The 16,992-nt window shown below is 59.6% G+C and carries 16 protein-coding genes and 3 pseudogenes; 11 read left to right on the top strand and 8 right to left on the bottom strand.

What is annotated here, in order from left to right:
• The first annotated feature begins 336 nt into the window (after nucleotides 1–336).
• The 4 genes from RGV59_RS12985 to RGV59_RS12970 all read left to right on the top strand — a co-directional run bounded on the left by RGV59_RS12985 (nucleotide 337) and on the right by RGV59_RS12970 (nucleotide 2,378).
• On the top strand, nucleotides 337–861 hold the full coding sequence (locus RGV59_RS12985) for a DUF3833 domain-containing protein (protein WP_126585690.1): 525 nt from the start codon (nucleotides 337–339) through the stop codon (nucleotides 859–861).
• Between the two features lie 23 nt (nucleotides 862–884).
• On the top strand, nucleotides 885–1,190 hold the full coding sequence (locus RGV59_RS12980) for a DUF6482 family protein (protein ID WP_126585689.1): 306 nt from the start codon (nucleotides 885–887) through the stop codon (nucleotides 1,188–1,190).
• 76 nt (nucleotides 1,191–1,266) lie between these two features.
• Nucleotides 1,267–1,653 (top strand): type II toxin-antitoxin system HicB family antitoxin, encoded by a 387-nt coding sequence (locus RGV59_RS12975; RefSeq protein WP_185833581.1) that lies wholly within the window; start codon nucleotides 1,267–1,269, stop codon nucleotides 1,651–1,653.
• Nucleotides 1,654–1,877: 224 nt separating this feature from the next.
• The gene (locus RGV59_RS12970) at nucleotides 1,878–2,378 is read left to right on the top strand and encodes a methylated-DNA--[protein]-cysteine S-methyltransferase (RefSeq protein WP_046490294.1); all 501 of its coding nucleotides are present in this window, start codon (nucleotides 1,878–1,880) and stop codon (nucleotides 2,376–2,378) included.
• Nucleotides 2,379–2,470: 92 nt separating this feature from the next.
• On the opposite strand, the gene RGV59_RS12965 is transcribed toward RGV59_RS12970, so the two are convergent.
• The 4 genes and pseudogenes from RGV59_RS12965 to RGV59_RS12950 form a co-directional block, all read right to left on the bottom strand.
• On the bottom strand, nucleotides 2,471–2,998 hold the full coding sequence (locus RGV59_RS12965; RefSeq protein ID WP_017844866.1) for a DUF4142 domain-containing protein: 528 nt from the start codon (nucleotides 2,996–2,998) through the stop codon (nucleotides 2,471–2,473).
• Between the two features lie 116 nt (nucleotides 2,999–3,114).
• The gene (locus RGV59_RS12960) at nucleotides 3,115–3,756 is read right to left on the bottom strand and encodes a LysE family translocator (RefSeq protein ID WP_046384396.1); all 642 of its coding nucleotides are present in this window, start codon (nucleotides 3,754–3,756) and stop codon (nucleotides 3,115–3,117) included.
• Between the two features lie 54 nt (nucleotides 3,757–3,810).
• The gene (gene fos / locus RGV59_RS12955; protein ID WP_017844864.1) at nucleotides 3,811–4,221 is read right to left on the bottom strand and encodes a fosfomycin resistance glutathione transferase; all 411 of its coding nucleotides are present in this window, start codon (nucleotides 4,219–4,221) and stop codon (nucleotides 3,811–3,813) included.
• 58 nt (nucleotides 4,222–4,279) lie between these two features.
• Nucleotides 4,280–4,609 (bottom strand): annotated as a pseudogene (locus tag RGV59_RS12950) (LysR family transcriptional regulator); the annotation flags it as partial.
• Here RGV59_RS12950 and RGV59_RS12945 point away from each other — a divergent pair.
• Nucleotides 4,608–4,901 (top strand): annotated as a pseudogene (locus RGV59_RS12945) (DMT family transporter); the annotation flags it as partial. The pseudogenes RGV59_RS12950 and RGV59_RS12945 sit on opposite strands and share 2 nt — an antisense overlap.
• On the opposite strand, the gene RGV59_RS12940 reads toward RGV59_RS12945, so the two are convergent.
• On the bottom strand, nucleotides 4,902–5,579 hold the full coding sequence (locus RGV59_RS12940; protein WP_126585688.1) for an NAD(P)H-binding protein: 678 nt from the start codon (nucleotides 5,577–5,579) through the stop codon (nucleotides 4,902–4,904).
• 58 nt (nucleotides 5,580–5,637) lie between these two features.
• Nucleotides 5,638–6,705 (bottom strand): IS630 family transposase, encoded by a 1,068-nt coding sequence (locus tag RGV59_RS12935; protein ID WP_126586189.1) that lies wholly within the window; start codon nucleotides 6,703–6,705, stop codon nucleotides 5,638–5,640.
• 412 nt (nucleotides 6,706–7,117) lie between these two features.
• Between RGV59_RS12935 and RGV59_RS12930 the strand changes: the two are divergent.
• Nucleotides 7,118–7,906, top strand: a pseudogene (locus RGV59_RS12930) (aminotransferase class I/II-fold pyridoxal phosphate-dependent enzyme); the annotation flags it as partial.
• 309 nt (nucleotides 7,907–8,215) lie between these two features.
• Here the strand turns inward: RGV59_RS12930 and RGV59_RS12925 are convergent.
• Nucleotides 8,216–9,196 carry an IS5-like element IS1384 family transposase gene (locus RGV59_RS12925; protein WP_010466230.1) on the bottom strand — a complete coding sequence of 327 codons (981 nt, stop codon included), beginning with the start codon at nucleotides 9,194–9,196 and terminating at the stop codon, nucleotides 8,216–8,218.
• A gap of 31 nt (nucleotides 9,197–9,227) precedes the next feature.
• Between RGV59_RS12925 and RGV59_RS12920 the strand changes: the two genes are divergently transcribed.
• Nucleotides 9,228–10,430, top strand: coding sequence for an MFS transporter (locus RGV59_RS12920; protein ID WP_322246954.1), 1,203 nt, complete (start codon nucleotides 9,228–9,230; stop codon nucleotides 10,428–10,430).
• On the opposite strand, the gene yiaY is transcribed toward RGV59_RS12920, so the two are convergent.
• Nucleotides 10,397–11,545, bottom strand: a complete 1,149-nt coding sequence (gene yiaY / locus RGV59_RS12915; protein ID WP_017844859.1) for an L-threonine dehydrogenase — start codon at nucleotides 11,543–11,545, stop codon at nucleotides 10,397–10,399. The genes RGV59_RS12920 and yiaY overlap by 34 nt on opposite strands.
• Before the next feature lie 123 nt (nucleotides 11,546–11,668).
• On the opposite strand from yiaY, the gene RGV59_RS12910 reads away from it, so the two are divergent.
• The 4 genes from RGV59_RS12910 (at nucleotide 11,669) to RGV59_RS12895 (ending at nucleotide 16,985) form a co-directional block, all read left to right on the top strand.
• A complete protein-coding gene (locus tag RGV59_RS12910) occupies nucleotides 11,669–12,685 on the top strand; it encodes a DUF4917 family protein (RefSeq protein ID WP_046490289.1) in 1,017 nt (338 codons plus the stop codon).
• A 110-nt stretch (nucleotides 12,686–12,795) separates the two neighbouring features.
• A complete protein-coding gene (locus RGV59_RS12905) occupies nucleotides 12,796–13,335 on the top strand; it encodes an RNA polymerase sigma factor (RefSeq protein WP_017844857.1) in 540 nt (179 codons plus the stop codon).
• Complete coding sequence (locus RGV59_RS12900) at nucleotides 13,332–14,300, top strand: FecR family protein (RefSeq protein WP_046490287.1); 969 nt, start codon at nucleotides 13,332–13,334, stop codon at nucleotides 14,298–14,300. Before RGV59_RS12905 ends, RGV59_RS12900 begins: the two co-directional genes overlap by 4 nt.
• A 126-nt stretch (nucleotides 14,301–14,426) precedes the next feature.
• On the top strand, nucleotides 14,427–16,985 hold the full coding sequence (locus tag RGV59_RS12895; protein WP_126585685.1) for a TonB-dependent receptor: 2,559 nt from the start codon (nucleotides 14,427–14,429) through the stop codon (nucleotides 16,983–16,985).
• Nucleotides 16,986–16,992 lie beyond the last annotated feature (7 nt).

The following is a 16,992-nucleotide window of genomic DNA, read 5'->3' as shown; positions in this document are numbered from 1 at the left end:
CTCCTCAGGCCACAGTGGGGTGACCGCTGCTGGCTGAGAACGCAGCTCGCCTACCTACACACCTACACAACCTTCGTACCTCCTTGTCCATTAAGGGTTCGATTCCCTTCACCCGCTCCACTCAGATATTGGTCTCGCGTCAGGATGGTTTTGACGGGGGATGTAAAAAACCGGTCCTTGGTGGCCGGTTTTATGAGTGAAATATAGAGTCGGGCGCTTCAACGCCTCGGAAGCCTTCAAAATAAACACCGCAAAACATGTACAAAACAATATTTTTGTACAACTATCAGTCCTTGAATCTCAGCACCCCGCCCCACTCGATCAAGGAGCCGGTCCATGGCACGCCTACTGGTTTCACTGCTTCTGGTATTGAGCCTGTGCAGCTGCGGCAACGTAGAGGTCGACCACTACGCCGACCAGCAACCGCAGTTGGACCTGGAGCGTTTCTTCAGCAAACCCGTCAAGGCCTGGGGCATATTCCAGAAGCGTTCGGGGGAAGTGGCCAAGCGCTTTGAGGTAGATATCGTCAGCCGACGCGAGGGCGATGCGTTGATTCTCGACGAGCGTTTTCTCTACAGCGATGGCACGCGCCAGCAGCGGGTGTGGACGTTGACACCGGATGGCCCCGGGCGCTGGCGCGGGCGCGCGGGGGATGTGGTTGGCGAGGCTATCGGCGAGGTGGCCGGCAACGCATTGCGTTGGCGCTACCGCCTCAACCTGGCGGTGGATGGCTCGGTCTACGAAGTCAGTTTTGACGACTGGATGTACTTGATGGACGAAGACACGTTGATCAACCGGTCGAGCATGTCCAAGTTTGGCGTCGAATGGGGCCAGGTCACGCTGTTCTTTCGTCGCCAATGAACGACCCACTGCGAGGCTGAATCATGAACATGCAAATGCTGACCGAACTGGCCGTGAAGGGTGAGATACGCGAGCTGGAGCTGCTGTCGCTGGAGGGCGGTTTCTACATCGCGCGCGTCAGGCTCGAGCATACGGCGATGACGCTGCTGAACGAGGATGCGAAACCGATGCGTATCGGCTCGACCACACATTTGCGCGACCTGTTGCAACGGGTTCCGGCGTTTCCTTGTGTGCTGGTGCAGCACTGCGTCCACGATGAAATGTGCGGTACACGTGAAGACCCCATCGGTGCGTTGCGTATTCCGTTTACGTTGGCCCAGTCCTTCTAGGGTGCATTTCATTCTTTGGCTGGCCTTCCCCTTGGTATGGGTGGCCTGGAAAGGGAAACCTATCGCACGCGATCCTGTGCCGCTTCTGTCACATGCCTGGGGCGTGGAAGTCCCGGACATTCCTGGTTACTACTCCGTCGGTGACGACTTGGACGACGCCATGGCCATGGCCCGTGAAGCGATTGAAGGCCACTTCGAAATTCTCGCCGAAGACGGTGCGCCGATTCCCCGCGCGCAGAAAGTCACCCTGCATGCAGCCAACCCCAAGTACGCTGGTTGCATGTGGGCAGTGGTGGACATCGATGTCACCAAATACCTGGGCAAGGCGCAGAAACTCAACATCACCCTGCCAGGCTATTTGCTCAATCGTATCGATGAATACGTACTGCATCATCCCGAGGAAAAAAGCCGTTCGGGGTTCCTCGCGTCCGCAGCGCTCAAGGTGCTGCAACAGGATCGATAGCGGCATCTGAATGCGCCGACAGACTCGTTCCGGCGGATGTCGCCCCATCCGCCTCACGGCTCATGGCGCTTCCCCGCATCACCGGGTTTCGCTATTTTTCTGAATGCCTCGACTGGAACGTCCAGTCGGTGGAATTTGACCGCAAGAAACGTAGTTTTCCTCCAGGTCGATGGAACTACCGTAGCGCTGTACCCTTTTACGTCCGTTCTCCGAGGAGCCCGTTGATGGCCTACGAATACACACTCATGCCCTCCCCCGTCGGCGAACTGACCCTGGTGTCCCGCCATGGCAAACTCAGCGCCATCCTATGGGAAACAGAGCGCGCGAACCGTGTACGCCTGGGGGAATTGCGCGAAGTGAAAGACAACCCCGTGCTGTTGGAAACCGAGCGCCAGTTGCAGGAATACTTCGCCGGTGCCCGTCATCGGTTCGAGCTGGAGTTGGACTTCACCGGCACCGATTTTCAGAAACAAGTCTGGCAGGCACTGCTGACCATCCCCTTCGGCGAAACCCGCAGCTACAGCCAGATCGCCCAGCAGATCGGCAACCCGAAAGCCGTGCGCGCCGTGGGCGCGGCCAATGGGCGTAATCCGATCTCGATCATTGCGCCGTGCCATCGGGTCATTGGTGCATCGGGCGGCTTGACCGGGTTTGCCGGCGGGCTTGCGGCCAAGCAGTATCTGCTCGCACTGGAAGGCACAGGCCAGGCGGAACTGCGGTTCTGAGTGCGCCGGCGACCAGGACCGACTTGAACCCGGCATAAAAAAACGGCGGTTGGATGGGCGCCAACCGCCGTTTTGCATATCGAGTGCAAGCCTCAACCGTCGCCTTGACGGCCTTTACCGTAGGTGGATGCCAGGGCGCGGGCCTTTTGCAGACGCTCTTCCAGCTTGGGCAGCGTCTCATCCACCAGCGCTTTTATTTCCGGGACATCCGACGCGGCACCTTCCTGCTTGAACAGCGCGATGGCGTCTTCGTTTTCCTTGACCTGTTGCGCGGTGTAGGCAGCATCGAAGGAATCACCGTCCTTGAGCTCGGGCATGAGGGTTTCGGCTTTGTCGACGATCTTCTCGCGCGGCGCCACGGGCAGGTCGAGCTTCTTGGCGATGGCCGCCAGATGCTGGTTGGCCAGGGTGCGCTCGTTGATCACCTCGATGGTGTAGTCCTTGATTTCCTGGGACGAGGTCTTGGCGTGGGCCATGCGGCTGGTTTCGATATCGGCCATGCCTTTGGCCGAAGCCTGCTCGATGAATTCAGCCGGCGACTGGGCGAAAGCATTGCTGGCGCCGAGGCCCAGCAGCATCGCGAAACTGGCGGTGCGTAACCGGATAGCCATGCGGCTCATGATGGGTTCCTCCAGGGCAAAAATAGGTGCGAGAACATACGCCCCGCTCTGAATTCGAATTTTAACCGCCGCAAAGGTTTAGAAAAAGCTTGCCAGTGCGACGAACGGTCGCCGCCTCACGCCGGTTTACTGCCGAACAGGCCCGGCAACGCGTGGGCCAGCGCATTGATGGCGAAGCCGATGAACATCACCCCACAGAGCTTGGTGATGAGGATTTCGTGACGCTGATACACCGTGCGTACCCGCTGTGCGCCCACCACGCCGATCAGAATCGCGTAGGCCAACAGCCCGCCGATAAAGCTCAGCAAGATCAACGATGGCAGCATCGCCCAGGTCAGCAGCTCGGCACGGCTGGACAGCAAGGCGGTAAACGTGGCGACGGCCACCGGGTAGGCCTTGGGGTTGGTCAGGCCGAACAGGATGCCGTGCCAGAACGGATGTCGCGCCGCGCCCTGGGGTGCCTCACTACTGCGGCGCTGGGTACGGATCGCGCGCCAGCCCAGCCAGAACAAGTACGCGCCACTGAGCACGCCCAGCACATCGAACGCAGTGCTGCCGACTTCCCGCGCCCCCACGATCGCAATCAGCGCGGTGCTGCACCACAGCACATCGCCGAGCAAATGCCCGCACAGAAAACCGGCCCCGGCGCGACGCCCCCGGGCCGCGCCGATACCGAACACGGCCAACACCCCCGGACCAGGCGTAATACCGTAGATAAAACCCGAAGCGAGGACGGCGAGCAGCAAGGATGGGGTCATGGGCGTGGCTCTGACTGACGGTTGAGAGGTGGAAGGATTCTGCACGTTCCCGCGCTACGGGTAAAACTGCATGCCGGCATAAGGCTTGGCGCGACAGGCTTGCAGGCGCGAGGCCAGATCACCGACATGGGCTTCGAGCTTGTGGCCATCGGGGTCGAGAAAATAGAACGAAGCGCCCTCGCTGCGGTTGTCGCGCCACTCTGCTACGCCGGCGGCTCGCAGGCGTTGCACCAGCGCGGCGAAGTCGCTCGCGCCTACCGTGAAGGCAAAGTGGGTGTATTCAGCCGCCGGCACCGACGGGCGCAGTGGGTCGAGGCACAGGCACAGCCACAAGCCGGGCAATGACAGGTAGGCGCCGTTGTCCCAGGTGGCGTCGAGGCGAAGTTGCAGCAGGTCATGGTAGAAGCTGACGCTGCGCGGCAGATCGGTGACGGCCAGGGTCAAGTGGTTAAGACCGGTGAGCATGGGGTCGTTCCTGTTAGTGGCAACCTTCGGACAATACACCCTGCACCTGCGCCTTCAACTACTGCAACCCAGAATCCCCTCCCCGCCGCGCATGCCACGCCAGCTCAAAGGCGAACGACGGAATATGAAACGGCGGCGGCACCGTCGACAGCCGCTCACGGTCGATGTTGAGCACGCCCCTCGACGAGACGGTCAGGATCAGGTCCGTGCCCTCGATCAACTGCGGCGCCACGCCCCAATGCGGCAGGCTGATCGCCACATGCCGTCGCTCACGGATCACGCTCAGCGCCCGCTCGATTTCCGGGGTGCCGCTGCCGCGCATTTCCAAGAGCACATGGGGCCGCGACAGGTAGGTGGGCAGGTCGAGCGTGCCGTTGGGTGGCAGGCTGGCGTTTATCGGCAAGGCGCCGCTGTGGATGTGGGCCGGCGGTGCATTTGGCGTGTGCTTTATCTCGTTGGCATTGATGTTGCTGCCCAAGCTGGGCGCATCGGGCTTTATCGCGCTGGCCATGGCCGGGCAACTTCTCGCCTCGCTGCTGCTCGATCACTTCGGCCTGTTCGGCCTGGTGGAACGCCCGCTGACAACGCCCCAGGTACTGGGCGCGTTGCTGTTGATCGGTGGCGTCGCGTTGATTCAGTTCAGCGCCACCCCCGCCCGCGCACTCGCGACGGCGAGCTGATCAGCGGTTGTTCAGAGAGGCCAGCCGATGGATCTCGGCTTGCTCCACCACCGGCTGTGGCGCGCCGTGACGCACCACAGCCAACATCGCACGGCCAACGGTCTCGGTGCTGACTACCCAACCTGGCTTTATCCGACGCACCAACGAGAGCAACGGCCCGAGTACCGTATAGAACAACGCGTACAAAGGCGTCTTCGAACGCACGTCGTGCAACGGCTGAATCAGTCCCGGCCGGAACACATACACCGCCTTGAACGGCAGGCGCAGCAAGGCATTTTCGGTCTTGCCCTTGACCCGCGCCCACATCGACTGGCCCGTTTCGGAACTGTCGGTGCCGGCGCCAGACACATAGATAAACGTCATTTGCGGATTGAGCCGCGCCAGGGTGCTGGCGGCGACCAGGGTCAGATCATAGGTAAGATGGGTGTAGCGGGTTTCATTCATCCCCGCCGATGAAACACCGAGGCAAAAGAAGCAGGCATCGAAACCTTGCAGCAAGTTCTCCAGAGCCTGCAAATCCAGCATGTCCGCGTGCAGCACCTGATGCAGTTTGGGGTGCTCCAGGGTCAACGGCGTGCGGCCGACGGCGACGACTTCCTGCACGTCGGCGGCCAGCAGGCACTCGCGCAGAACGCCTTGACCGATCATGCCAGTGGCACCGAATAACAGAACTCTCATCAAATCCTCCTTCATCCCGCTAGATTTACCTAGTGCGCCGTCTCACAAATAAAGCTCCTCATGCCTGTGAGGCCATTGCCTCACGGGCTCGCTGTATCTTGTTCAAAATGTCTTCTCCTTTGGCGTTCCAGACGTAGCGAGTTGGCTGTGCATTTCGCAGTGCCAGGAACATGGTGATTGAGCTCTCCAGTTCGCGAACCGAACTGAAACTGCCGTCACGCAGGTACACCGTGATGTCGCGAAAGAAGCGTTCAACCATGTTCATCCATGAACTGGCAGTCGGAGTGAAATGCATGTGGAAGCGTTTATGCTTTTCCAGCCACGCCTTCACTTTTGGATGCTTGTGCGTGGCATAGTTGTCGACGATCAAATGCAGCTGAAGATGCTTGGGCGTTTCTCGATTGATCTTTTTGAGAAACTCCAGCCACTCCTGATGCCGATGTTGGCGCTCAATGCTGCTGATCAAATGCCCCTGAAGATAATCCAGCGCGGTGAACAAGGTAACGGTGCCGTGGCGGACATAATCGTGCGATTGCGTGCGGATATGCCCAATTCCCAAAGGCAGTCCAGGCTGAGTGCGTTCGAGGGCCTGAACCTGGCTTTTTTCATCGCAACAGAGCACCAGTGCCTTATCCGGCGGATCCAGATACAGCCCAATGACGTCCCAAAATTTCTCTTCGAAGTTTGGATCGTTGGACAGTTTGAAGGTGCGTGTCAGGTGCGGTTTTATGTCGTTGGCGGCCCATATACGCTGGACGCTGGCCGGTGAGATACCGGCCACTCGCGCCATGCTTCGACAGCTCCAGCGAGGCTGGCCAATACGCGGCTGAGTGACTTGCTCAAGGGTCCGTTTCAACGCTTCGGCCGGTAGGGACGGCTTACGACCTCGCCCGGGCAGATCCACCAGGCCTTGTAGACGCAGCTCTTGAAAACGCTTGCACCAGCGGGTGACTGAAACAACGGAGAGACCGGTCAACTGGGCGATCTCGTTACGAGAACAACCTCGAGCGGCTAGCAAAATCACCCGCGCCCGACGACCGTCACGCTGACTGATCGTGGCTGATCTTATGCGCCGACTCAGTTCAGTTTGTTCGTCTTCACTGAGCACGATGTCCTGAGAGTTCATGTGATCACTCCAAGCACTGACTGACCACAGAAGCATAGCTCAGGTTAGAAACTTATTTCAGAGACAGCACACTAGCCGACAGACAAGTCTTTTGAACGCTATCGGCACATCCGTTTGCACGCTGACACCTTACCTAATCGCGTGACGCACAACCTGAATAAATTACATGCCCCCACGAAAACGCCACACTCTAATACTCCTCTGACGCAAAGGGCACAGATTAGAAAGCGTCTACCGAGACATCTATTCGCCATCATAAAAAGTAGGACCTTACTCACACAAATAACTCCATTTTGAGTTACGAGCACGGGAAATATCTGACTTATTTCACAATGGTTTACCCGCTACTGTTTTCCGCCAACGCCCAAGGACGAATAGGCAAATGGAAAGTACATCATTCACAAACAAATTCAAGCATTCTCACTATTCCATGAACCATATCAAAGCCTCATGCGCTGATGAGACCGAAGTTAAAACAGCGCCACATAATGATCTTTCCTTCATTGAGGAATTATGTAAAAAACGAAAGAAGGTCGCCTATGTATGCGATGGAATATATAGCATGGGCGGAATTGCGGACATCGATGGGTTACTTTATTTGAAATCGCGTTACGGACTATTTCTTTACATGGACGACTCCCATGCGCTATCGGCATTCGGAGAGAGAGGAAGAGGTTTCATCCGGTCGCGCATACAAACGCTAGACGATCAGACGTTAATTGTAGCCTCTCTAGGTAAATCCTTTGGTGCTAGTGGGGGATTAATCATGTTTGGTAGCGAAAGACAAAAGACCCTGATGCACCGATACGGAGGCCCTAGCAACTGGTCTCAAAGCCTAAATTCGGCAGCTATAGGTGCAGGACTAGCCTCAATAAAAATACATCAAACGGAAGAGCTGTGTTCACTTCAAGAGAAACTCCTACTCAACATAAAATTATTTGACAGCCTGATACATACCGACCAATCCGGTACAAATGCTGCAATACGGCTGATCACCTGTGGCAAAGCGGAAAAAGCAAACACCCTCACCATTCATCTTGCGGAAAAAGGCTTTTTTACATCCTCCGTATTTTTCCCAGTGGTGCCAAGAGGAAAAGCTGCAATACGCGTCACTCTTCGAGCAGACATGGACCCTGCAACAATAATATTATTTTGCTCGTACCTCACCACTCTACTGAACAAGCACGAAATCAATAATTAACACTCACACCAGCTAAAAAACAACATTCACTTACTCGCATTGATTATTAACCCCTCTAAAAACCAGGCACCTGTGAACACCACGATAATCCTATAAGACGCATAACAATCCCCTTGAAACCTGGAGTGAAGGACAATACTTATTGAAAAATACCACCCCCCTAGGGATGGTCTGAAGTAGCCATGTATTTCCCCGGCATACCACCTAGCGCAACTTTTAAACTCGCCAAATGATCAAAAAACAATCAATTCGACGAGTATTTCTTACGTTTTCGCCACCCGGACCCCACTCCGGTGGCCATTTCCCGCATTACAGGCGCACCTCTCCTGCATTCGTCAGTAAATGTCGGCGCGCCATCCACAGGTTCGACAGAGCGAACAGTGTCACCAGTTGCGCCGTGTTTTTGGCCAAGCCGCGAAAGCGCACCTTGGTGTAACCGAACTGGCGCTTGATTACCCGGAACGGATGCTCGACCTTGGCGCGCACCTGAGCCTTGGCCTTTTCAATCTTGCGCTTGGCTTTGTACAGCACGCTGCGCTTATCGAGTTTTTTGTAGGTGCTGCGGCGTGCCGCCACCTGCCAGATAACTTCACGTCCTTCATGCTCGGGCCGCTTTTCGACACCGGTGTAGCCTGCATCGGCGCAGACCACGTTTTCGTCGCCATGCAGCAATTTGTCCACCTGGGTGACATCCGCCACATTGGCCGCCGTGCCCACTACGCTGTGCACCAGACCCGATTCGTCATCGGCGCCGATGTGGGCCTTCATGCCAAAATAATACTGGTTTCCCTTCTTGGTCTGGTGCATTTCCGGGTCGCGCTTGCCGTCCTTGTTCTTGGTCGAACTGGGCGCATTGATCAGCGTTGCATCGACGATGGTGCCCTGGCGCAGCGACAGGCCGCGGTCGCCCAGATAGCCATTGATGACAGCGAGGATGCCGGCCGCCAGCTCGTGTTTCTCCAGCAAGCGGCGGAAGTTGAGAATGGTGGTTTCGTCGGGGATGCGCTCCAGGTTCAGCCCGGCAAACTGGCGCAGGATCGTGGTTTCGTACAGCGCTTCCTCCATCGCTGGATCGCTGTAGCCGAACCAGTTCTGCAGCAGATGCACACGCAGCATCGCCATCAACGGGTAGGCCGGACGGCCACCTTCACCTTTCGGATAATGTGGCTCGATCAAAGCAATCAAGCCCTTCCACGGCACCACCCGATCCATCTCGATCAGGAACAACTCCTTGCGGGTTTGCTTGCGCTTGCCAGCGTACTCGGCGTCGGCGAAGGTCATCTGCTTCATCGGGAAACTCGGTGGGTGGGGTCGCGGTATTTTGCCAAATCAGAAAGTCTTTTTCAGAGTTTCCCTAGCCCTCGCCTGCAGCGCCGCATTCCTTTCCCAAGTGGGCATCAGCAGCTACCTGCCGGCAGTCCCGGCCATCGCCCAGTCTCTACCGGCCGCCGAAGATCAGGTCGCCCTGGCCTTGGCAGCATATCTGGTGGGCATGGCACTTCCGATGTTGCTGTGGGGCAGCCTGGGCGAACGCTTTGGCAGAAAGCCGGTGTTGCTGGTGGCGCTGGCGGTGTATGCGTCGGCGAGTGTCGCGATTGCGTCGGCGTTCAATGTTGAGTCTTTTCTGGCACTGCGCCTGATTCAAGGCCTGGGCGCGGGCGGCATATCGGTGATGGCGCGAGTATTGGTGCGGGACAGTTTCAGCGGCACGCTGTTGGCCAAAGGCTTGTCGTGGTTGGGGATGACCTTTGTGATCGCCCTGGGCATCGGCCAATTCCTGGGTTCGCTGTTGCAGGCAGCATTTGGCTGGAAGGCGATCTTTTATAGCCTAGCGATCGGCGCCGTCATATTGATGCTGGTGTTGCCGCGCGTGATTTTTCCAACATTGGTGAAGGCCGATTCGTCGGCGTCAGCCTGGCGCATTTACACCCGGATTCTGCGACACCCCGCGTTCCTGCATGCAGCATTAGCGGGTGGGTTGGGTTATGCGGTGATCATTGCGTTCAACACCTGTGCGCCGATGATTCTGCAGGGGCGTTTCGAGTGGAGTGCCGCGCAGTACGGCTGGCTGGGCTGGCCGATCAGCGGGGCGTATCTGGCGGGAGCGTTGATGGTCAATCGCTTCGTCGCGCACACGGACCGTTTGATGATGATGGGCTGGGGCGTGGGGTTAGTGTTGCTCGGCACAGCGATCATGCTGCTTGGCAGTGTGTTTGCCAGCGGGCTCGCATTGCTGCTGTGGTTACCGTATTGCCTGGCGGTGCTGGGGCAATCAATGAGTTACCCCATCAGTTTGTCCGTGGCCAATGATGAGTCACCGATCAGCGGCTCCTACGCCATGGCGTTGAGCGGCTTTATGCATCAGTTGATAGCGGCATTGATCGGTGGTGTGGCAAGCCTGCTAGTGAGTCAGCAGGCATGGCCGTTGGCGCTGTTGTGCGTGGCCTTGGCGGGCGGCGCATGTGCGTGTGTCGCCTGCTGCCGGTCGGATCAGAACGCGCTGCGGAAAATCTCCTCAATCTGACGCTGATCAGCCCGGCGTGGGTTGGTCAGGCCGCAGGCGTCTTTCAACGCGTTGGTGGCCAGCAGCGGAATGTCCTGCAACTTGGCGCCCAGTTCGCGCAGGCCGGCGGGGATGTCGACGTCCTGGGACAGGGTACGGATGGCAGCGATGGCGGCTTGGGCGCCCTCTTCCGGCGAGTTGCCGTTGATGTCCGCACCCAGCGCACGGCCGACGTCGCTCAAGCGCTTGGCACTGACGCTGGCGTTGAAACTCTGCACATGGGGCAGCAGCACCGCGTTGCACACGCCGTGGGGCAGGTCGTACAGGCCGCCCAGTTGGTGGGCCATGGCATGCACGAAACCCAGGGAGGCGTTGTTGAACGCCATGCCGGCGAGGAACTGCGCATAGGCCATGTTTTCCCGCGCGGCCTTGTCGGTGCCGTCGCGTACCGCCAGGCGCAGGTTGGCGCTGATCAGTTCGATGGCCTTGATCGCGCAGGCGTCGGTGATCGGCGTGGCGGCGGTGGATACGTAGGCTTCGATGGCGTGGGTCAGGGCGTCCATGCCGGTGGCGGCGGTGAGGCCCTTGGGCATGCCGACCATCAGCGACGGGTCGTTGACCGACAGCAGCGGCGTGACGTTGCGGTCGACGATGGCCATTTTCACGTGACGGGTTTCGTCGGTGATGATGCAGAAACGGGTCATCTCGCTGGCGGTGCCGGCGGTGGTGTTGATGGCCACCAGCGGCAGTTGCGGCTTGCTCGATTGGTCGACGCCTTCGTAGTCGCCGATATGCCCGCCATTGGTCGCACACAGTGCGATGCCCTTGGCGCAGTCATGGGGCGAACCGCCGCCCAGGGACACCACGAAATCACAGGCGCTCTGCTGCAACAGCGCGAGGCCTTTCTCGACGTTGTCCACATTGGGGTTGGGCTTGGCGCCGTCGTAGATCACCGAATCGATGTCCTGCATCGCCAGTTTCTCGGCGATCATGCTGGCCACGCCCGCCTTCGCCAGACCGGCGTCGGTAACGATCAGGGCCTTGCGAAAACCGTAGTTGCGAATGGCGACCATCGCGTCGTCAAGGCAGTCAGTGCCCATGATGTTAACGGCGGGGATGAAGAAGGTACTGCTCATGGCGAATCCTCAGAGGCGTTATGCCGACAGCATCAACGTTCATCACAGGGCCCACCTTGATCAGGATCAACCCTCGCTCGTGATAAAGTCACCGACCCGCCGATTTCGAGTAGACCCGCCGCGATGAAGGATTTTCAGGATATTGACGCCCACCTTGAAGACTGGAGCGCACTGCGCAGCGCCATCGACTTCAGTGGAATTCTGATCGGCAACGGCGCCAGCCGAGCGATTTGGGAAGACTTTGCCTACGACTCGCTGTTCGAAAACGCACGCACCGTTGAAGAAAAACCCTTGAGCCAATCCGAGCTGAGCGTGTTCGACGCCCTGCAGACCCGCAGTTTCGAGCAGGCCCTGAGCGCGCTGAAGACCACCAGCCGGGTCAACAAAGCCCTGGCGGTCAGTTCGGCGGCGCCGCGCAATCGCTACTATGCGATCAAGGAAGCATTGATCAACACCATCCACGCCGTACACATCCCGTGGCGCCTGGTGCAGCCGTCGACATTGGCGACGATCAACGCGGAACTGGCCAGCTACTCCACGGTATTCACCAGCAACTACGACTTGCTCAACTACTGGGCGATCCTGCACACCCCCGGCATCGACGACCTGTTCCGCAGCGCCGACGCCAGCTTCGACCTGCGCGACACCCGCACCGACGCCACGCGCATCCTTTACCTGCACGGCGGCCTGCACCTGGTGCGCAACCTCGACGGCACCGCACGCAAATTGCCGACCACCGACAGCACCCTGCTCAGCAGTTTTGCGATCAACAACACGATCAAGACCCTGGACGATGTGCCGTTGTTTGTCAGCGAGGGCAAGGTGGAAGAGAAGCTCAAGACCATCCGCAGCTCGGATTATCTGTCGTTCTGCTACGAGCAGTTACTCGGCCATGAAGGGGCACTGTGCATCTTCGGCCACGACCTGGGAGCGCAGGATAAACACTTGGTGGATGCGATTCGCCAGGCGCGGGTGACGACCCTGGCGATCGCGGTATCGGGGCGCAGCGATGGGTTTATCCGCCAGCAGAAGCGGCGGTATTCGCAGTTGTTCGATGGCAGCGGGGTGGCGTTGAGATTCTTTGCCGCGCGCACCCATGCGCTGGGGCATCCGGCACTGTCGGTGCCGGTCGAACGCTGAGGTCCTGAGCCGCTTGCGCAGGGTCAGTGTATTTGCCTGGAGACAAACGACAATAATTCTCGATATCATTCACGACTTTTCTACGTCGTGCTTCGCCAAGAAGGATATCCATGTCGCGTCCCAAATCCGACCCGCTGTCGGACGATGCCTTTCGCGGGTTTTATGCAGACATTCTGTATTTCCTGCGCAAGCGCACGGACAACGCCAGCGACGCGGCGGACATGACCCAGGATGTCTTCACCCAATGGCTGGACTACCGCGACCGGGCCAAGGTCGAGCAGCCACGGGCGTTTCTGTTCCAGATGGCGCGCAACCTGTTGCGCGATCACTGGCGCAAACAGAAGGTACGGCAGGCCGTCCACGCCGATCAGGTTGAAAGGGATGCCGAGCCGGTCATTGACGAGCACAACCCGCCGATGGCCGCCGCGCTTCGCCTGCAACGCCTGGAACAGTTGAAAGAAGTCCTCGCCGAACTCTCGCCGCGCAGGCGAGAAGCCCTTATGCTGCATCGCTTCGAAGGCTTGAGCCAGGCGCAGATCGCCGAGCGCATGGGTATTTCGACCAGCATGGTGGAAAAGCACATCGCTTTTGCCCTGCTGCATTGCAAGCGACGCCTTCAACCTGACCCCGGCACGGAGCAGCCAGCATGAACCGCCTGAGCGACATCGACGCCCCGGACATCGAAACGAGCGACGCCGTCGATGCCCAAGCCGCCAGCTGGTTTGCACGCAACCGCAACGCCACCGCACGCGCCGACCGCAAGGCCTTCGCCGCCTGGCAGGCGGTGCCGGCCCATGCCCAAGCCTATGCCGAATTCGAACAACTGTGGGCCGACCTCGCCCAGTTGCAGCAACTGAACACGCCCGTGGCGCTGCCCAAGCGCACCGCCGTGATCTGGCGCCCGGCCCTGGCCGTGGCGGCCGCCCTGCTCTGCGCGGTACTGACCACGCCCCTCGGCGCGCCGCGCGAGTTGTATCACACCCAGGTCGCAGCCCACGCCAAGGGCATGCGTACCCTGAACCTGCCCGATGGCAGCCGCCTCTACGTGAATGCCAACACCCGCCTGCGCGTAGATTTCAGCGCCCACCAACGCATCGTTCACCTGGACAAGGGCCAGCTGTATATCGAAGTGGCGGCCGACAAGGAACGGCCGCTGTACGTGCAAGCCGGCGAAGCGACGGTGCGCGTGGTGGGCACCGCTTTCGATGTGCGACGCGGCCAGCAGCAACTGGTGGTGAGTGTTGCCCACGGCCAGGTGGCGTTCGCGCCGGATGCGACCAAACCGGTCGCGTTGCTCGGCGCCCAGCAACGCGCCACCTTCGACTACGCCAAGGGCACCGTGCAACAACAAACCCTCACCGCCGAGGAGGTTGCCGACTGGCGCAGCGGGCACTTGTCGTTCCGCAATCGCGAGCTGGCCAGCCTGATCGATGAATTGAGTTTGTACCGTCCCCAACCCCCGCTGCAGGTGAGTCACGCCGTGGCGCACCTGAAGGTGTCAGGCAACCTGGATGTGCATGACCCGGATGCCTTGCTCAACGCCCTGCCCGCCTTGTTGCCGGTGAAAACCGTGACCTCGGCCGATGGCATTGTCCGGATCGAACCCCGAAAATAACCCTGAAGCAAACACATGAGAATATTTTTCATTCGCATGTGTGGTTTTTTTCCTCAGCCCCGTCTTCCTCCTGATTGTGTTCGATCCGCACACCTTTTTGGCTGTTTGGCCACCCCGGGGGATTTCATGTTTCGCGCGCCTTGCCACGCTTCGCACCTGCTTTTTCGACCGAGCCTAATGGCGACATGCCTGGCCTTCAGCCTCAGCGCCCATGCGCAGTCGTTCACGCTGCAACTGCCCGCCCAGGCGTTGGCCACGTCCCTGAGCCAGGTCGCGCAACAGGCGAAAATCCAGCTGCTGTTCGATGAAAAGCAGCTCAAGAACGTCCAGGCGCCGGCGCTCGACGGTGACTTCACCGCAGAAGTGGCAATTCGTACCCTGCTGAACAATGGCGCGTTCACCCTGATCAAGGTCGGCAGCACCTACGTCGTGCGCCCCGATGAGGGCAAGACCACCAGCAGCGGCGCGATCCAGCTGGACGCCTTGAGCGTGATCGGCACCGGCAATCAAGTCGACTCCAGCACCGTCGGCCGCTCGACCCTGAGCCAGGCGGACATCGACCGCTACCAGGCCAACAACATCCCCAGCCTGCTGCAGACGTTGCCTGGGATCAGCCAGGGCGGTTCGCTCAAACCCGGCGGCCAGACCATCAACATCCGCGGTTTCGGTGACGCCGAAGACGTCCCGCTGACCGTCGACGGCGCCACCAAGAGCGGCTTCGAGCGCTACCAGCAAGGCACGGTGTTCATCGAGCCCGAGCTGATCAAGAGCATCGAAGTGGAGAAAGGCCCCAACTCACCGTTCAGCGGCAACGGCGGTTTTGGCGGCACGGTGAACATGACCACCAAGGATGCCCCGGACCTGCTCAAGGACGGCCGCAACAGCGGCGCGATGCTCAAGTACGGTTATTCCAGCAACGACCACGAACAGGTCTACAGCAGCGCCGTGTATGGCCGCACCGACGACGGCCGGTTCGAAGCCCTGGCCTACCTGACCCAGCGCGACGGCGGCGACATGAAGGTGGCCGCCAAGTTGCCCAACGAGAACAACCAGTACCCGATCAACCTCCAGCGCCTGCCCAACACCGCCCAGGATGTGGACGGCAAGCTGTTCAAGGTCAACGCGCACTTCACCGATGAGCACAGTGTCGGCCTGTCTTACTCGAGCGCCCGCAGCAACCGGTGGACGCCGTTTTCCGCCGCGAGCTACCCGACGCCACCGACCCAGGCCAACATCGACCGCTACGGCTACGAAGGCGCGTTGAAACGTTTCCTGGCCAACCGCGACACGCTCGACACCACTTGGTCGGGCAAGTATGAATACCAGCCCCTGGACAACCCGCTGGTGGACCTGACCGTCAAATATTCACAGTCCGACACCCAGCAGACCGACGAGCGCGACGCCACCGCGTTTTTCCAGCTGGCCACCGGCGGGCGCAAAATGGACACGGCCTACACCGACAAACATCTCGACATCCGCAACGTCAGCCTGTTCGACACCGGGCCGTTGCAACACGCGCTGACGGTCGGCGGGCAAATCCGCAAGCACACCCGCGAAACCGAGATGTGGATGCCCAGCGCCACCTACAACACGCCGCACTATAACTATGGGCATTTCCAGCCGAGCTTCATGCCCCATGGCAAGGTGGATACCAACAGCTTCTTCATCCAGGATGCGCTGACCCTGGGCGACGTGACCGTCACGCCATCGCTGCGCTACGACCATGTGCGCAACCGCGGCGAGGCCAACGATGCGCCGTACTACAGCAACCCCGACCCGGCCGTCGGCCACGACTACAGCGATCGCACCTACACCGGCTGGTCGCCGCGCCTCGCGCTGTTCTGGACCGTCACTCCGAACGTCGCCCTGTTCGCCAACTGGAGCCAGACCTGGCGCGCCCCGGTGATCGACGAACAGTACGAAGTGCAGGGCCTGGGCAGCCGCACCGCCACCAGCGTCGACCTCGACCCCGAGCGCATCACCTCGATCACCGTGGGCAACATCACCCGCTTCGACAACCTGATCGCCCAGGACGATAACCTGCAACTGCGTACCACCCTGTTCCACAACAAAGTCGAAGACGAAATCTTCAAGGCCACGGGCGTGGGCTGCCAGAACCAGGCTATCAACGGCGGCACCATCGCCACCGCGTGCCCGCCGGGGCCGAGGTCCAATTACCGCAACATCGGCGGCCTGACCATCAAGGGTTTCGAGCTGGAATCGTTCTATAACTCCACCTACCTGTTCGGCTCGGTATCGTTCGCCTACGCCACCGGCAAGCACGAAGGCGCCTACACCAACCCATGGGGCCCGGATGTGTCGGCCCGCGACATTCCACCGACCAAATGGGTGCTGGTCATGGGCACCCACATCCCGGCCTGGGATGCCCAGGTGGGATGGATGGGGCAATTCATCGGCGCGACCGATCGCCTGCCCAGCGATAAATACTCCGGCGGCCCCGGCTCCGGCGTCGGCGACTTGTTCTACGACCAGTACGGCAACAAGCGCTACAACACCCAGGGCCTGTTCGCCAAATGGGCGCCGCAACAGGCTTACCTGAAAGGCACCGTGGTGAACTTCACCGTGGACAACCTGTTCAACAACAACTTCCGTCCGGCGCTGAGCGGCGACCGTGCCTACACCAAGGGGCGCGACGCGAAGATCAGCGTGACACGGTTCTTCTGACAGCGAC

The sequence above is a fragment of the Pseudomonas sp. FG1 genome (assembly GCF_034313875.1).
GTDB classification, from domain to species: domain Bacteria; phylum Pseudomonadota; class Gammaproteobacteria; order Pseudomonadales; family Pseudomonadaceae; genus Aquipseudomonas; species Aquipseudomonas veronii.
This window is presented reverse-complemented; position numbering and strand designations above follow the sequence as displayed.